This window comes from Lentzea sp. NPDC020367 (genome assembly GCF_044387305.1).
Lineage (GTDB): Bacteria > Actinomycetota > Actinomycetes > Mycobacteriales > Pseudonocardiaceae > Lentzea.
Genome location: NZ_JBIRVV010000005.1, coordinates 197,457 through 209,596 on the forward strand (window position 1 = coordinate 197,457; position 12,140 = coordinate 209,596).

The following is a 12,140-nucleotide window of genomic DNA, read 5'->3' on the forward strand; positions in this document are numbered from 1 at the left end:
CCCTACCCATGAGCGCAGTAGACCTCGCCCGGCTCCAGTTCGCGTTGACGACCTCGTTCCACTTCCTGTTCGTGCTGCTCACGCTGGGTCTGGTCACCCTGCTGGTGATCATGCAGACGAGGTTCACGATCACCGGCGCGCCCGTGCACGAGCGGATGACGCGGTTCTGGGGCCGCATCTACGTGATCAACTACGCGCTGGGGATCGTCACCGGCATCGTGATGGAGTTCCAGTTCGGGCTGAACTGGTCGGGCCTCGCGACCTACGCCGGCGACGTGTTCGGCGCGCCGCTCGCGATGGAGACGCTGATCGCGTTCTTCCTGGAGTCGACGTTCCTCGGACTCTGGATCTTCGGCTGGGGCAGGCTGAACCGCTGGGTGCACCTGTCGTTGCTGTACCTGACGGCGCTGACCGCGTTCGCCTCGGCGTTCTGGATCATGGCGGCGAACGGGTTCCTGCAGCACCCCGTCGGCTACCGGGTCGACGGGAACGTGTTGCGGCTGGACGACTTCAGCGCACTGCTGTCGAACCCCACGTTCACCTCGGCGCTGATGCACGTGATCTTCGCGTCCATCACGGTCGGCGGCGTGTTCATGACCGGCGTCTCGGCCTACCACTTCATCCGGCGGACGCCCGAGGTCGACTTCTTCCGGCGCTCGCTGCGGCTGGGCGTGGTCACGACCGCGCTGGCCACACCGTCGCTGATCGGGGCGGGGTTCGCGCAGTTCCCGGTGATCGCGCAGTACCAGCCGCACAAGACCGAGGCGGCGCCGTGGATCGGGGCGCCACTCGGATTCATGATCATCATCGGGATGACGCTGACGACGGTCAGCTGGCTCACTCTGCCGTTGCTGATCAGGGACGCCGTAATCCGGATGCGCTTTCCGTTGTACCTCATGGTGATCGGCATTCCGCTGCCGTTCATGGCGGCCATCTTCGGGTGGTTGTTCCGCGAGATCGGGCGGCAGCCGTGGCTGGTCTACGGGCTGCTGCGCACCGAGGACGCGGTGTCGCACGTGGACGCTTCGCAGATCCTGTTGTCGCTCATCGTCTTCACGTCCCTGTTCGTCGTGCTGGCCTGTGTCGACTGGGCGTTGATCGCACGTGCGGTCCGCCGTGGTCCGGACGTGGCGCCCGCTCCCGTCTCGCCGTTGGTGGTGACCCTCTGATGGAAACGCTCTGGCTCGTCGTGCTCGGCACGCTGACCGTCGGCTACTTCGCGCTGGCCGGATTCGACTACGGCACAGGACTTCTGCTGCCGTTCCGCCGGCGCGAGGTCGCCTTGCAGCAGATGAACCCGTTCTTCCTCGGCAACGAGGTGTGGCTGGTCGCCGCGATCGGGGTACTGTTCGCGGCGTTCCCAAGGCTCGAAGGTGAGCTGCTCTCCGGCGCGCACAGCACGTTCACGCTGGTACTGGCCGGTTTGGTGCTGTTCATGGCGGCGGTGCAGCTCAGGCTGTGGTGGTGGCTGGTGTTCACCGGCGCCCTGATGGTGTCCGTGGGCTGGGGGCTGTTCCTGGCGCACCTGCTGCACGCGCCGTGGCCGGTCGCGTTCGTGATGCCGGTGCTGTTCGCGGTGCACGGCTGGGTGTTCCAGGCGCGGCTCTGGAAGCTGTTCCCGGTCACCGCGTTGCTGTGCGCGCTGCCGATCCCGCTCGCGTTCAGCTCGATCGACGTCACCGGGCTCATGGCGCACAACGACACTCTCGGTCTGCTCGCGTGGGTCGCGATCCCGATCATCCCGCTGGTGGTGTTGGTGCAATGGTCGATCGTCGCCATCTCCTCGCGCTGATCCCGATCCCGTTCCTGGTGCTGGCCCAGGCCGAACTGCTGGCGTCGGTGCTGAGCGGCGGAACGGGGCTTCTCCTGCTGTCCCTGGTCATCAGTGCGAGGGTGCTGGTGTGGTGGGTGCACCGCGAGTGGGCACATCGGGCCGCCGAACGGACTCGCGCACGGCTGCGGGAGGCGTTCCTGCGCTCGCCCGGCACCAAGGCCGGCGAGGTCGCCACGCTGGTCACGCGCGGCGTGCACGACGTGACGCCGTACGTCGTCGGGTATCTGCCGCAACAGGTTCTGGCCGTGGCCGTGCCTCTCGCGGTGGTGATCAGGCTGGCGTTCGCCGATCTCACCGCGGCTCTGACGATCCTCGTGACGCTGCCGTTGATCCCGATCTTCGGTGCTCTGGTGGGCGCGCACACCCGTGAGCGGACGGCTCGCCAATGGGACGCGCTGGCCACTCTCGGCGGGCACTTCCTCGACGTGGTCAAGGGAATCGGCACGCTGCGGGCGTTTGGGCGGGCCGAGGCGCAGTCCACGACGGTCCGCAGGCTGGCCGCGCAGCACATGACCGAGACGATGTCCGCGCTCCGGGTCGCGTTCCTCTCGGCGTTCGTGCTGGAACTCGTCGCCACGATGTCGGTGGCGATGGTCGCCGTGCCGGTCGGGCTCAGGCTGCTGGACGGCGGAGTGCCGCTGCACACCGCGCTCCTCGTACTTTTCCTTGCCCCGGAGGCATTTCTGCCGCTCAGATCCGCAGGCGCTCAGTACCACGCCAGCGCTCAGGGCCGGGAGGTGCTCGCCAAAGTGCCCGCACCACAAGAAACAACGGGCCAGGCGCCACCCGACCTCGCTCAGGCCGAGATCGTGTTCGACAACGTCTCGGTGCGCAGTCTCGAGAACTTCTCGCTGCGCATCCGGCCCGGCGAACGGATCGCGTTGGTCGGCCCGAGCGGCGCGGGCAAGAGCACGGTTCTGGGGCTGCTGCTGGGTTTCGTGCGACCCGACGGCGGCCGGGTGCTCGTCGGCGGCGTCGACCTCCGGGAGATCGACCACAGGCAGTGGCTGGAAGCGCTGTCGTGGGTGCCGCAACGACCCACGCTAGTCCCGGCGAACCTCTCGTCCGGCGAGCAGCAGCGAGTCGCGCTGGCCAACGCGCTGGACCGGCGGCACGCAGGACTCTTCCTGCTGGACGAACCGACCGCGCACCTCGACGCGGAGACGGAAGCGCTGGTGCTCAAGGCAACTCGCGACTTCACGCGAGGCAGGACGGCGGTGATCGTGGCGCACCGCCCGACACTGCTCACCGAGGTCGACAGGGTGGTGACGGTGTGAAGCTCGCGATCCTCGTCGGAACGCTCGCCGAACTGGCCGGCGTCGGACTCACCGCCACGGCGACCTGGCTGATCATGCGCGCCGCCGAGCACCCGCCGATGCAGGCGCTGACCGTGGCGATCGTCGCGGTCCGCACCCTCGCGCTGGCCAAGGGCGCCCTGCGCTACCTCGAACGCCTGACCAGCCACAAGGCCGTGCTCAGCGAGGCCGTCGAGCTGCGCGGCCAGGTCTACGACGACCTCGCGCACCGCAGGCACATCCCGTCCGGCACCGCCCTGACCCGCATCGTCACGAACGTCGACCAGCGACTCGACACCAGGCTCCGCGCGACCCTGCCGTGGATCACCGCGGCCCTGGTCAGCGCCGTCGTCGCAACAGCTTCGGGCTTCTCGCTGCCGCTGATCGCCGGCCTGCTGATCAACCTCGCCCTGCTCCCCTGGCTCGCGATCCGCAACCCGAGTGACCTGACCCCGTTGCGCGCCAGGCTGACCGAACAAACCACCGAACTGGTCCACAGCAAAGAAGAACTGATCGCCTACGGCCTGTTCGACGAGAAACTCCGCAGTGCCACCAGAACCGCGAAAGAACTGTCCCGCAAGGAACGCACCCGCGACCTGACCCCGTTGGCGATCGCCGTCCAGTTCGGCGCGGCCCTGCTCATGCTCGCCCAGCACGAACCGGCCTGGCTGATCATGGCCGCCATCGCCGCGTTCGAGATCACCGTCCCGCTCGCGGCCCTGACCAGGCCCAGCCCGGAACCCACCGACGAGCCCGAACCGGCCTACCAGCAAGAAACCCCTGACCTGCGAGGAAGAACCGCGATCGTCGGCCCGAGCGGCGCGGGCAAGACCACGTTGCTCAACGCCCTCGCCCACCGCCTCGAACCGAGCAAAGGCGCACTGGCCGACGCGCACGTCTTCCACACCACCGTCCGCACGAACGTCCTGCTGGCCAAACCCGATGCCACCCAGGAAGAACTGGACCGGGCCGCGAAGATCACCGAACTCGACCTCGACTGGGACCAGGTCGTCGGCGAACGCGGCGAGGAGATCTCCGGCGGCCAACGGCAACGCCTGATCCTCACCAGATCGGTGCTGGCCGACCCCGAAGTACTGCTTCTGGACGAACCCACGGAAGGCCTCGACCCCGAACAAGCCGACCGCGTGCTCGGCAAGGTCCTGGACAACTCCCATGGCACCGCCCTGGTCGTCACCCACCGGACCGAGCAGCTAGCCCTTTTCGATCACGTGCATCATCGGGGGCCGATCAGCCACGAGCACGTCGGTCGAGTCAGGTAGCCACTCGCCGCCGACCTGCACGAACTGCGTCAACGGCCCGGACTCCGCGACCACGCCGCACCGGGCCAGCGCCGTCCCCATGATCTGCGACGACATCGCACCGAGCTGCAGCAACGACCGGTTCCGGTGCTTGCGCACACCTAGATTCACCTGCGCCAGCGCGGAAAGCCCGTGCACCCGGTGCACGTCGAGCAGCAGCCCGATCTCCACCCCGTACCCGGCCGCGAAGGGCACCGACTCCAAAAAGGACCGGGTGGCGGCGTACTCGCCGCCGAGCGGTTGCACCACACCGGAGAGCTCCGGCCGCAGCGTGTTCAGCAACGGCCGCGCCACCAGTTCGGTGACCCGCCCGCCGCCGCTGCTCTCCAGTCGCAACGGCCGCCGGTAGAACCCCTTCACCAGGTGCACGTCGGCGTCCAGCAGCAACGGCCCGAGCAACGCCGTGACGAACGCGGTCTCCGGCTCCACCAGGTCGGAGTCCAGGAAGACGATCAGGTCGCCGGTGGTCGCGGCCAGCGACCGCCACAGCACCTCGCCCTTGCCGGGCAACGGCGGCAGCCACGGCACGACGTCCTCGCGCAGCACGACCCGTGCCCCGGCGGCGGACGCGACCTCCACCGTCCGGTCGGTGGAGCCGGAATCCATCACCACCAGCTCGTCGACGAGGGTGCCGAGCAACGGCCGGACCACGGAGACCACGTCCCCGACGGTCTCCTCCTCGTTCAGCGCGGGCAGCACCACCGACACCGTCCGGCCGCGCTTCAACGCGACCAGCTCGTCCGGCGTCCAGGTGGGCTGCTGCCAGGTGCGCGAGGCGAACCAGGCTTCGACGGAGGGCAGCATCAGGCGAGCGCCCGCATCGCCCGGACCGGCGGACGGGTGCCCGTCACGCTCGCGACCATCTCCACGACCTTCCTCGCCTGACGTACGTCGGAAGCACGAACCGCGCGTGCTCCGGACATCGCAGCCACTGTGGCAGCCGCGAGCGTGAAGTCCTCGTCCCCCGCTGGGATCGTCACCACATCCAACGTTTCGGGCAGTGACGGCAGTTCCAGATCGCCGTCGAACTCGACGACGTCGGCGCCGGCGGCCACGGCCTGTCTCAACTCGTCCGCGCTGGTCAGATGCGCAACGACCAGCACGCGGTCTTTCGGCAGCTCAGTGACGCGGAATCGGTTCACACCACCCAGCGTAGACAGTGAGCTGGCTCACAGCTCCTTGCTACTCACGAGTAGCCACCTGGTTTACTCCGCAGTAACAAACCCTGTGTGATCTACGTCATGGTCAAGGAGGACCAGAGTGCGACGATCACTTGTTTTAGTCCTGGTACTCCTCTCAACCCTGCTCGGTGCTCCGGTCGCCGCCACGGCGGCCCCCGGACACCAGATCTCGTACCGGTCGATCCCCGGCGTCGGCGGCACCGTCCTGAAGGCCCTCGTCGTCGAACCGACCGGACTGGGCAGCGGACCGTTCCCGTTGCTCGTCATGCCGTCCAGCTGGGCGGTTCCCAACATCGAGTACGTCGGCGCGGCGGCCAAGCTCGCCAAGGAGTCCGGGTACGTCGTGGTGAGCTACACCAGCCGCGGCTTCTGGGACTCGGCCGGCACGATCGACGTCGCCGGGCCCGAGACCGTCGGTGACGTCAGCAAGGTCATCGACTGGGCCATCGCCAACGCGCACGCCGACGGCACCAAGGTCGGCGCGGCCGGGATCTCCTACGGCGCAGGGCAGTCCCTGCTGGCCGCGGCGAACGACAAGCGCATCAAGGCCGCGGCGGCGCTGAGCACGTGGACCGACCTGGCCCGCTCGCTCTACCCCAACAACACCGTGAACAAGCAGGCCGTCGAGGTCCTGCTGGCGGCAGGCAAGGCCACCGGACGTCCCGGACCGGTCCTGCAGGAAGCCGAGGACGCCTACCGCGACGGCAGGTTCTGGGAGGTCGTGCCGATCTCCGCGGAGCGCTCGGCCGCCAACAAGATCGCCCAGATCAACGCCAACGGCACCGCGGTCATGCTCGGCAACGCCTGGAACGACGGCATCTTCGCGCCGGGCCAGATCACGGACTTCTACGGCAAGCTGACCGGCCCGAAGCGGCTCATGCTCTCGCCGGGTGACCACGCCACCGCCGAACTGTTCGGCGCGGCGGGGCTGCCCAACGAGATCTGGGAGTCGGTCGGCCGCTGGTTCGACCGCTACGTCAAGGGCACGGCCAACGGCATCGACGCCGAACAGCCGGTGCGGCTCAAGCCCAACAACGGCGGCTCGTGGAAGACGTTCGGCGCCTGGCCGAACGGCAACGTGGACACCGTGCAGCTCGACGGCAAGCGGATCGCCGCGGGCTGGGGCACGGTGGCCGACAGCGGCACGATCCTGCTCTCCGGTGCGCTGCAAGGGTTCCTGAACATCCCGACCGGGGTGTCACTGCCGTTCGTCGACCGCAACGTCGCGGGCGTGTGGAGCGGGCCCTCCTATCCCCGAGGAGCGACGGTGGCCGGCACGCCGAAGCTCAAGCTCCAGGTCACCCCGAGTGCGGAGACGACGACGTTGTTCGCGTACCTGTACGAGGTGGGACCGCTGGGCCTGGGCGCGCTGATCACGCACAAGCCGGTCAAGGTGACCGGCGCGGGCCGCACGCAGACGCTCGACGTGGAGCTGGAGCCGACGGTGTGGAACGTCGACGCCGGCAACCGGCTGGCGCTCGTGATCGACACGGTGGACCCGCGTTATCTGACGGAATCAACTCGCGGCTCAACCGTCACCTTCGGACCGTCGAGCCTCACGGTTCCGAAGGCGTAAGAATGTCCGGGTGGACCTCACCCGGCAGCAGGTGCTCCTCCACCGGATCCATCAGCACGAACTGGACCGGCGGATCTCTGACGCGACCGAGCTGGCGGTGCTGTCACTGGGCATCCAGGACAACACCTCCGGCTCGGCCCTGCTGAGTCTCGCCGCGCGCCTGCACAAACCCTCCGCCGACGACTTCACCCTGATCTGGTCCGTCCGCGGCGCTCCTCATCTGCACCGGGACGGTGAGCTGAAAGCCTTCTCCCGCGCGCTGTGGCCGTGGAGCGACGCCGACGCCCGTGCCCGTGCCTCGCGTCCGAAGGTGGACGACATGGTTGCGGCGCTGCGGCACATCGCCACCGCGATGAGGTCGATCGTGACGAAGCCGATGACCAAGGGCGAGGTGAGCAAGGCCCTGACGCCGTTGGCTCCCCAGCAGACGATCGAACCGTGCCGCGGCTGCCAGACCGAGCACGTCAGCGACCCGATCTTCCGCCTCGGCGCACTGCCGGCGGGTCTCCGGATCATCCCGGAGGAGAAGACCGTGACGTTCGAACGCATCCACGGCTGGCCGGGCGTCCCGCGCAAGACCGCGGGCTTCGACGAGCTGGTGCACCGGTACCTGACGCTGCACGGTCCCGCCGGACCGTCCGAAGTGGCCAGTTACTTCGGCACGTCGACGCGCGAGGTCAAGAAGCGGTGGCCTAAGGACGGCCTGGCCGAGGTGACCGTCGAGGGCCAGAAGGCGTGGCTGCCGGAGGACCTGGAGATCGCCGACGCCGAACCGCCCGAGGTCAGGCTCCTGCCGCCGACCGACCCGTATCTGCAGGCCCGTGACCGCGACCTGCTGCTGCCGGACAAGGCCGCGCAGAAGGACATCTTCCGCATCCTGGGCCGGCGCGGCGCCGTGCTGGTGGACGGCGAGATCGCGGGCTCCTGGCAGGGCAGGGTGGTGTCCGGCAAGCGGTTCGAGGTGACGGCGACGTCGTACCGACCGCTGCCGGATCTCCTGCCGGAGACCCAGATCCTGGCTCAGGCCAAGGGACTAGACGACGCAAGCGTCAAGAGCGACTGACACGTCGTCCGTGACGATCAGCGACTGCATCGCGGCGTGCGAGACGAAACCCTTGTCCCGCAACTCCGTCAGCCACTCCACGAGTCCCTTGTAGTGGTTGTCGACGTCGAGCAGCACGACGGGCTTGCCGTGCATGCCCAGCACGCCGGCCGTCCACACCTCGAAGAACTCCTCGGCGGTGCCGATGCCACCCGGCAGCGTCAGGAACGCGTCCGCCTTGTCGTCCATCATCTTCTTGCGCTCGCGCATGGTGTCGACGACGTGCAGCTCGGTCGACTCGCGGTCGGCGATCTCCCTGGTGGCCAGGCCCTTCGGGATCACCCCGTAGGTGTGCGAGCCGCCCGCACGGGCTTCCCGCGCGACCGCGCCCATCATCGACGTCTGCCCGCCGCCCCAGACGAGGTGCCAGCCGCGTGCCGCGATCTGGCGCCCCACCTCGGCGGCGAGGTCGATGTAGCTCTGCGGGACAGTGGCGAGACTTCCGCAGTAGACAGCGACATACATCAGTGTGCGTCCGCCCATGCCTTGTGTGCGTCCTTGACCACGCTGACCGCGTCGTCGATGTCGTCGGTGAGGTGCAGCAGCGCCAGGTCCTTCTCGCCGACCTTGCCGCCGGGGAGCACCGAGTTCTGGATCCAGTCGTAAAGGCCCTGCCAGTACTCGGTTCCGAACAGGACGACCGGGAACTTCGTGACCTTCTTCGTCTGCACCAGGGTCAGCGCCTCGAACAGTTCGTCGAGCGTGCCGAAACCACCCGGCAGGCAGATGAACGCCTGCGAGTACTTGATGAACATCGTCTTGCGCACGAAGAAGTAGCGGAAGTTCACGCCGAGGTCGACCCACGGGTTGAGGCCCTGCTCGAACGGAAGCTCGATGCCGAGCCCGATCGAGAAGCCACCGGCCTCCGAACAACCGCGGTTGACCGCCTCCATGGCACCGGGGCCACCGCCGGTGATCGCCGCGAACCCGGCTTCTGCCAGTGCGGCTCCGAGGTCGCGTCCGAGCTGGTACTCCGGGTGGTCACGGCCGGTGCGAGCCGATCCGAAGACCGTGACCGCGCTCGGCACCTCGGCCAGCGCGCCGAAGCCCTCGACGAACTCGGCCTGGATCCGCAGCACCCGCCACGGGTCGGTGTGCACCCAGTCCGACGGGCCGCGGGAGTCGAGCAACCGCTGGTCCGTGGTGGTGGTGCGGTCGTCCTTGCGATCACGCCGCTCCACGACCGGACCGCGACGCTTCTCCGACGGGCGCTCGTCGACGGCGCCGTTCTTCTTTTCTTCCGTCATCACTGAGATCTTAGGGATCAGTTCAACAGAAATCGCTTAAGCACGTCGAAACACCCGGTGACCTGCTGGACCGGCACGTTCTCCTCCTGGGTGTGCGCGAGCGTCGGATCGCCCGGCCCGAAGTTGACCGCGGGCATGCCCAGCGCCGCGAACCGCGCGACGTCCGTCCACCCCAGCTTGGCGACCGGCGTGCCTCCGGCGGCCTCGATGAGCTCCAGTGCCGCGGGGGCGTTGAGACCTGGCAGCGCGCCAGCCGCGAAGTCCGTGACGGTGACGTCGAAGCCCTCGAAGACCTCGCGCAGGTGCTGTTCGGCCTGCTCCACCGTGCGGTCCGGCGCGAACCGGTGGTTGACCGTGAGCACGGCCTCGTCCGGCACGACGTTGCCCGCGACGCCGCCGCTGATCTTCACGGCCTGCAGGCCCTCGTGGAAGTGGCAGCCGTCGATCTCGGGCTGCCGCGGCACGTAGGCCTCCAGCCTGCGCAGCGCCTCGCCCAGGCCGTGGATGGCGTTGCGGCCCATCCACGCCCTGGCGGTGTGGGCGCGCTTGCCGCTCGTCCTGATCTCGATGCGCATGGTGCCCTGGCAGCCGGCCTCGACCGTGCCGTTGGACGGCTCGCACACGATCGCGAGATCGCCCAGCAGCCAGTCCTGCAGCTCGCGCTCGATCCGGGTGAGCCCGTTGCGCTCGGCCTCGATCTCCTCGCAGTCGTAGAAGACGAACGTGAGGTCGTGGCGCGCGTTCTCGCTCAGGGCCGCGATCGCGAGCATGACCGCGTCGCCGCCCTTCATGTCGACGGTGCCGCAGCCGTGCAGGATCCCGCCCTCGCGGCGGCTCGGGAAGTTCTGGTTGATCGGCACGGTGTCCAGGTGACCGGCGAGCACCACGCGACGTTCCTTGCCCGTGTTGGTGCGGGCCAGGACGGCGTTCCCTGATCGGGTGATCTCCAGGTGGGGCGCGTGGAGTCGCAGCGACCGCTCCACGAGGTCCGCGATCTCCGCCTCCTCCCCGGACACGCTGCGCACATCCACCAGCGAGGTCGTCAGGTCGATCGGGTCGGCGAACAGATCAAGGGTGTCGGACACGCGTTCACCCTACTCAGTCAGCTTGGGCGCTAGGCCGTTCAGCCGATACCGTGCGCTGCGTGATCAAGCGCACACTCCTGGTCATCTCCCTGCTGCTCCTGGCGACCGGCTGCGGCGAGGCCCCTGCCGCCTGTGACCGGCAGTGCGCCGAGATCCGGGCGTTGTTCACCGCCCCGTGCGGCTCGCAGCACAACTTCACACCCGCCGACTGCGCCGGGTGGGTCGACGAGGTCGGCACCATGACCCGGCGGCTCGACACGTCCCTGCGGGGCAAGCACGTCCAGCAGGACGTCAGCGAGGTGCTGCCCCGCCTGATGACCGCCGTGGGCGACTTCGAGGCGCACCAGTGCGGTGAGGTGCGCGTCGACAACGTGTCCAGCACCGACGCGCGGCAGTCGAAGTGCAACGAGGCCCTCATCGCGACTCGCGGCGACCTGGGCTCGCTGTACTTCTCGGCAGAAGTGCCCGACTGAACCATCGGACTAAGCTCGGTAGCCGTGAGCACCGCATACGGCATCGGCTTGGCCACTGTGACCCCGGACGGCACCGTCCTCGACACCTGGTACCCCTCCCCCGCCCTCGGCGACGCGACGGACCTGGGCACCGTCCGCGTGTCGTCCGCCGAGATCGCGGAAGCGCTCGGAGAAGCCGCCGCGAAGCTGCTCGGCGAGGACCTGGAGCGCGGTGTCGAGGTCGTCGGCGTCAAGGTCGTCATCGACCTGGAAGCCGCCCCGGAGAACACCTACGACATCTGGCTGCGCCTGCACCTGCTCAGCCACCGCCTGATCAAGCCGCACGGCGCGAACCTCGACGGCATGTTCGGCCTGCTGACGAACGTCGTGTGGACGAACCACGGCCCGTGCGCCGTCGACGGCTTCGAGCAGACCCGCACCCGTCTGCGCCTGCGCGGCCCGGTGACGGTCTTCAGCGTCGACAAGTTCCCGCGCATGGTCGACTACGTCCTCCCGTCGGGTGTCCGCATCGGCGACGCGGACCGGGTCCGGCTCGGCGCCCACCTCGCGGCCGGCACCACGGTCATGCACGAGGGCTTCGTGAACTTCAACGCCGGCACGCTCGGCAGCTCGATGGTCGAGGGCCGCATCTCCGGCGGCGTCGTGGTCGGCGACGGTTCGGACGTCGGCGGCGGCGCGTCGATCATGGGCACCCTGTCCGGCGGCGGCAAGCAGGTCATCAGCATCGGCGAGCGCTGCCTGCTCGGCGCCAACGCCGGCCTGGGCATCTCGCTCGGCGACGACTGCGTGATCGAGGCGGGCCTCTACATCACCGCCGGCACGAAGGTGACCGCGCCGGACGGCGAGGTCGTCAAGGCGGTCACTTTGAGCGGACAATCGAACCTGCTGTTCATCCGGGACTCGGTTACCGGCACGGTCCTGGTGAAACCCCGCAAGGGCACCGGCGTCGAGCTCAACGCGGCTCTGCACGCCAACGACTGAGGACGCGAAACTCGGTGTCTGGGGCCCGTCTGCGAAGGCAGACTGGG

13 protein-coding genes are annotated in these 12,140 nt (G+C 68.6%); 8 read left to right on the forward strand and 5 right to left on the reverse strand.

What is annotated here, in order from left to right; all coding sequences use genetic code 11:
- Positions 1-8: 8 nt before the first annotated feature.
- From ACH413_RS22620 to ACH413_RS22635, 4 genes are read left to right on the forward strand one after another with little or no spacing between them, the layout of a single operon-like run.
- Entirely contained in the window at positions 9-1,169 is a 1,161-nt protein-coding gene (locus ACH413_RS22620) for a cytochrome ubiquinol oxidase subunit I (protein WP_360037728.1), read from the forward strand.
- Positions 1,169-1,792, forward strand: a complete 624-nt coding sequence (locus ACH413_RS22625) for a cytochrome d ubiquinol oxidase subunit II (protein WP_360037730.1) — start codon at positions 1,169-1,171, stop codon at positions 1,790-1,792. Before ACH413_RS22620 ends, ACH413_RS22625 begins: the two co-directional genes overlap by 1 nt.
- The gene (locus tag ACH413_RS22630) at positions 1,762-3,111 is read left to right on the forward strand and encodes an ATP-binding cassette domain-containing protein (protein WP_360037733.1); all 1,350 of its coding nucleotides are present in this window, start codon (positions 1,762-1,764) and stop codon (positions 3,109-3,111) included. Before ACH413_RS22625 ends, ACH413_RS22630 begins: the two co-directional genes overlap by 31 nt.
- Entirely contained in the window at positions 3,108-4,409 is a 1,302-nt protein-coding gene (locus tag ACH413_RS22635) for an ATP-binding cassette domain-containing protein (RefSeq protein WP_360037736.1), read from the forward strand. The genes ACH413_RS22630 and ACH413_RS22635 overlap by 4 nt, the downstream gene beginning before the upstream one ends.
- Here the strand turns inward: ACH413_RS22635 and ACH413_RS22640 are convergent.
- Positions 4,341-5,252, reverse strand: a complete 912-nt coding sequence (locus tag ACH413_RS22640; RefSeq protein ID WP_360037739.1) for a glucosyl-3-phosphoglycerate synthase — start codon at positions 5,250-5,252, stop codon at positions 4,341-4,343. The two genes, ACH413_RS22635 and ACH413_RS22640, sit on opposite strands and share 69 nt — an antisense overlap.
- The gene (locus tag ACH413_RS22645) at positions 5,252-5,590 is read right to left on the reverse strand and encodes a hypothetical protein (protein ID WP_360037742.1); all 339 of its coding nucleotides are present in this window, start codon (positions 5,588-5,590) and stop codon (positions 5,252-5,254) included. The genes ACH413_RS22640 and ACH413_RS22645 overlap by 1 nt, the downstream gene beginning before the upstream one ends.
- Before the next feature lie 118 nt (positions 5,591-5,708).
- Between ACH413_RS22645 and ACH413_RS22650 the strand changes: the two genes are divergently transcribed.
- Both ACH413_RS22650 and ACH413_RS22655 read left to right on the forward strand, forming a co-directional pair.
- On the forward strand, positions 5,709-7,205 hold the full coding sequence (locus ACH413_RS22650) for a CocE/NonD family hydrolase (protein WP_360037745.1): 1,497 nt from the start codon (positions 5,709-5,711) through the stop codon (positions 7,203-7,205).
- 10 nt (positions 7,206-7,215) lie between these two features.
- Complete coding sequence (locus tag ACH413_RS22655) at positions 7,216-8,268, forward strand: winged helix DNA-binding domain-containing protein (RefSeq protein ID WP_360037748.1); 1,053 nt, start codon at positions 7,216-7,218, stop codon at positions 8,266-8,268.
- Here ACH413_RS22655 and ACH413_RS22660 read toward each other — a convergent pair.
- The 3 genes from ACH413_RS22660 to dapE are packed head-to-tail and all read right to left on the reverse strand — an operon-like array spanning position 8,239 to position 10,639.
- A complete protein-coding gene (locus ACH413_RS22660; RefSeq protein WP_360037751.1) occupies positions 8,239-8,790 on the reverse strand; it encodes a TIGR00730 family Rossman fold protein in 552 nt (183 codons plus the stop codon). The genes ACH413_RS22655 and ACH413_RS22660 overlap by 30 nt on opposite strands.
- Positions 8,772-9,554: a TIGR00730 family Rossman fold protein gene (locus tag ACH413_RS22665; protein WP_360037754.1), complete on the reverse strand. Its 783-nt coding sequence runs from the start codon at positions 9,552-9,554 to the stop codon at positions 8,772-8,774. The genes ACH413_RS22660 and ACH413_RS22665 overlap by 19 nt, the downstream gene beginning before the upstream one ends.
- Positions 9,555-9,571: 17 nt before the next feature.
- Positions 9,572-10,639 (reverse strand): succinyl-diaminopimelate desuccinylase, encoded by a 1,068-nt coding sequence (dapE, locus tag ACH413_RS22670; protein WP_360037757.1) that lies wholly within the window; start codon positions 10,637-10,639, stop codon positions 9,572-9,574.
- A gap of 59 nt (positions 10,640-10,698) precedes the next feature.
- On the opposite strand from dapE, the gene ACH413_RS22675 reads away from it, so the two are divergent.
- On the forward strand, positions 10,699-11,112 hold the full coding sequence (locus tag ACH413_RS22675) for a hypothetical protein (protein ID WP_360037760.1): 414 nt from the start codon (positions 10,699-10,701) through the stop codon (positions 11,110-11,112).
- Positions 11,113-11,136: 24 nt separating this feature from the next.
- Positions 11,137-12,093 (forward strand): 2,3,4,5-tetrahydropyridine-2,6-dicarboxylate N-succinyltransferase, encoded by a 957-nt coding sequence (gene dapD, locus ACH413_RS22680; protein ID WP_360037763.1) that lies wholly within the window; start codon positions 11,137-11,139, stop codon positions 12,091-12,093.
- Positions 12,094-12,140: the final 47 nt, after the last annotated feature.

Bases quoted from the DNA above. Each gene is read 5' to 3' on its own strand.
- ACH413_RS22640 (WP_360037739.1), bottom strand. From the start codon at position 5,252: ATGCTGCCCTCCGTCGAAGCCTGGTTCGCCTCGCGCACCTGGCAGCAG.
- ACH413_RS22660 (WP_360037751.1), bottom strand. From the start codon at position 8,790: ATGGGCGGACGCACACTGATGTATGTCGCTGTCTACTGCGGAAGTCTC.
- ACH413_RS22630 (WP_360037733.1), top strand. From the start codon at position 1,762: ATGGTCGATCGTCGCCATCTCCTCGCGCTGATCCCGATCCCGTTCCTG.
- ACH413_RS22620 (WP_360037728.1), top strand. From the start codon at position 9: ATGAGCGCAGTAGACCTCGCCCGGCTCCAGTTCGCGTTGACGACCTCG.
- ACH413_RS22625 (WP_360037730.1), top strand. From the start codon at position 1,169: ATGGAAACGCTCTGGCTCGTCGTGCTCGGCACGCTGACCGTCGGCTAC.
- ACH413_RS22665 (WP_360037754.1), bottom strand. From the start codon at position 9,554: ATGACGGAAGAAAAGAAGAACGGCGCCGTCGACGAGCGCCCGTCGGAG.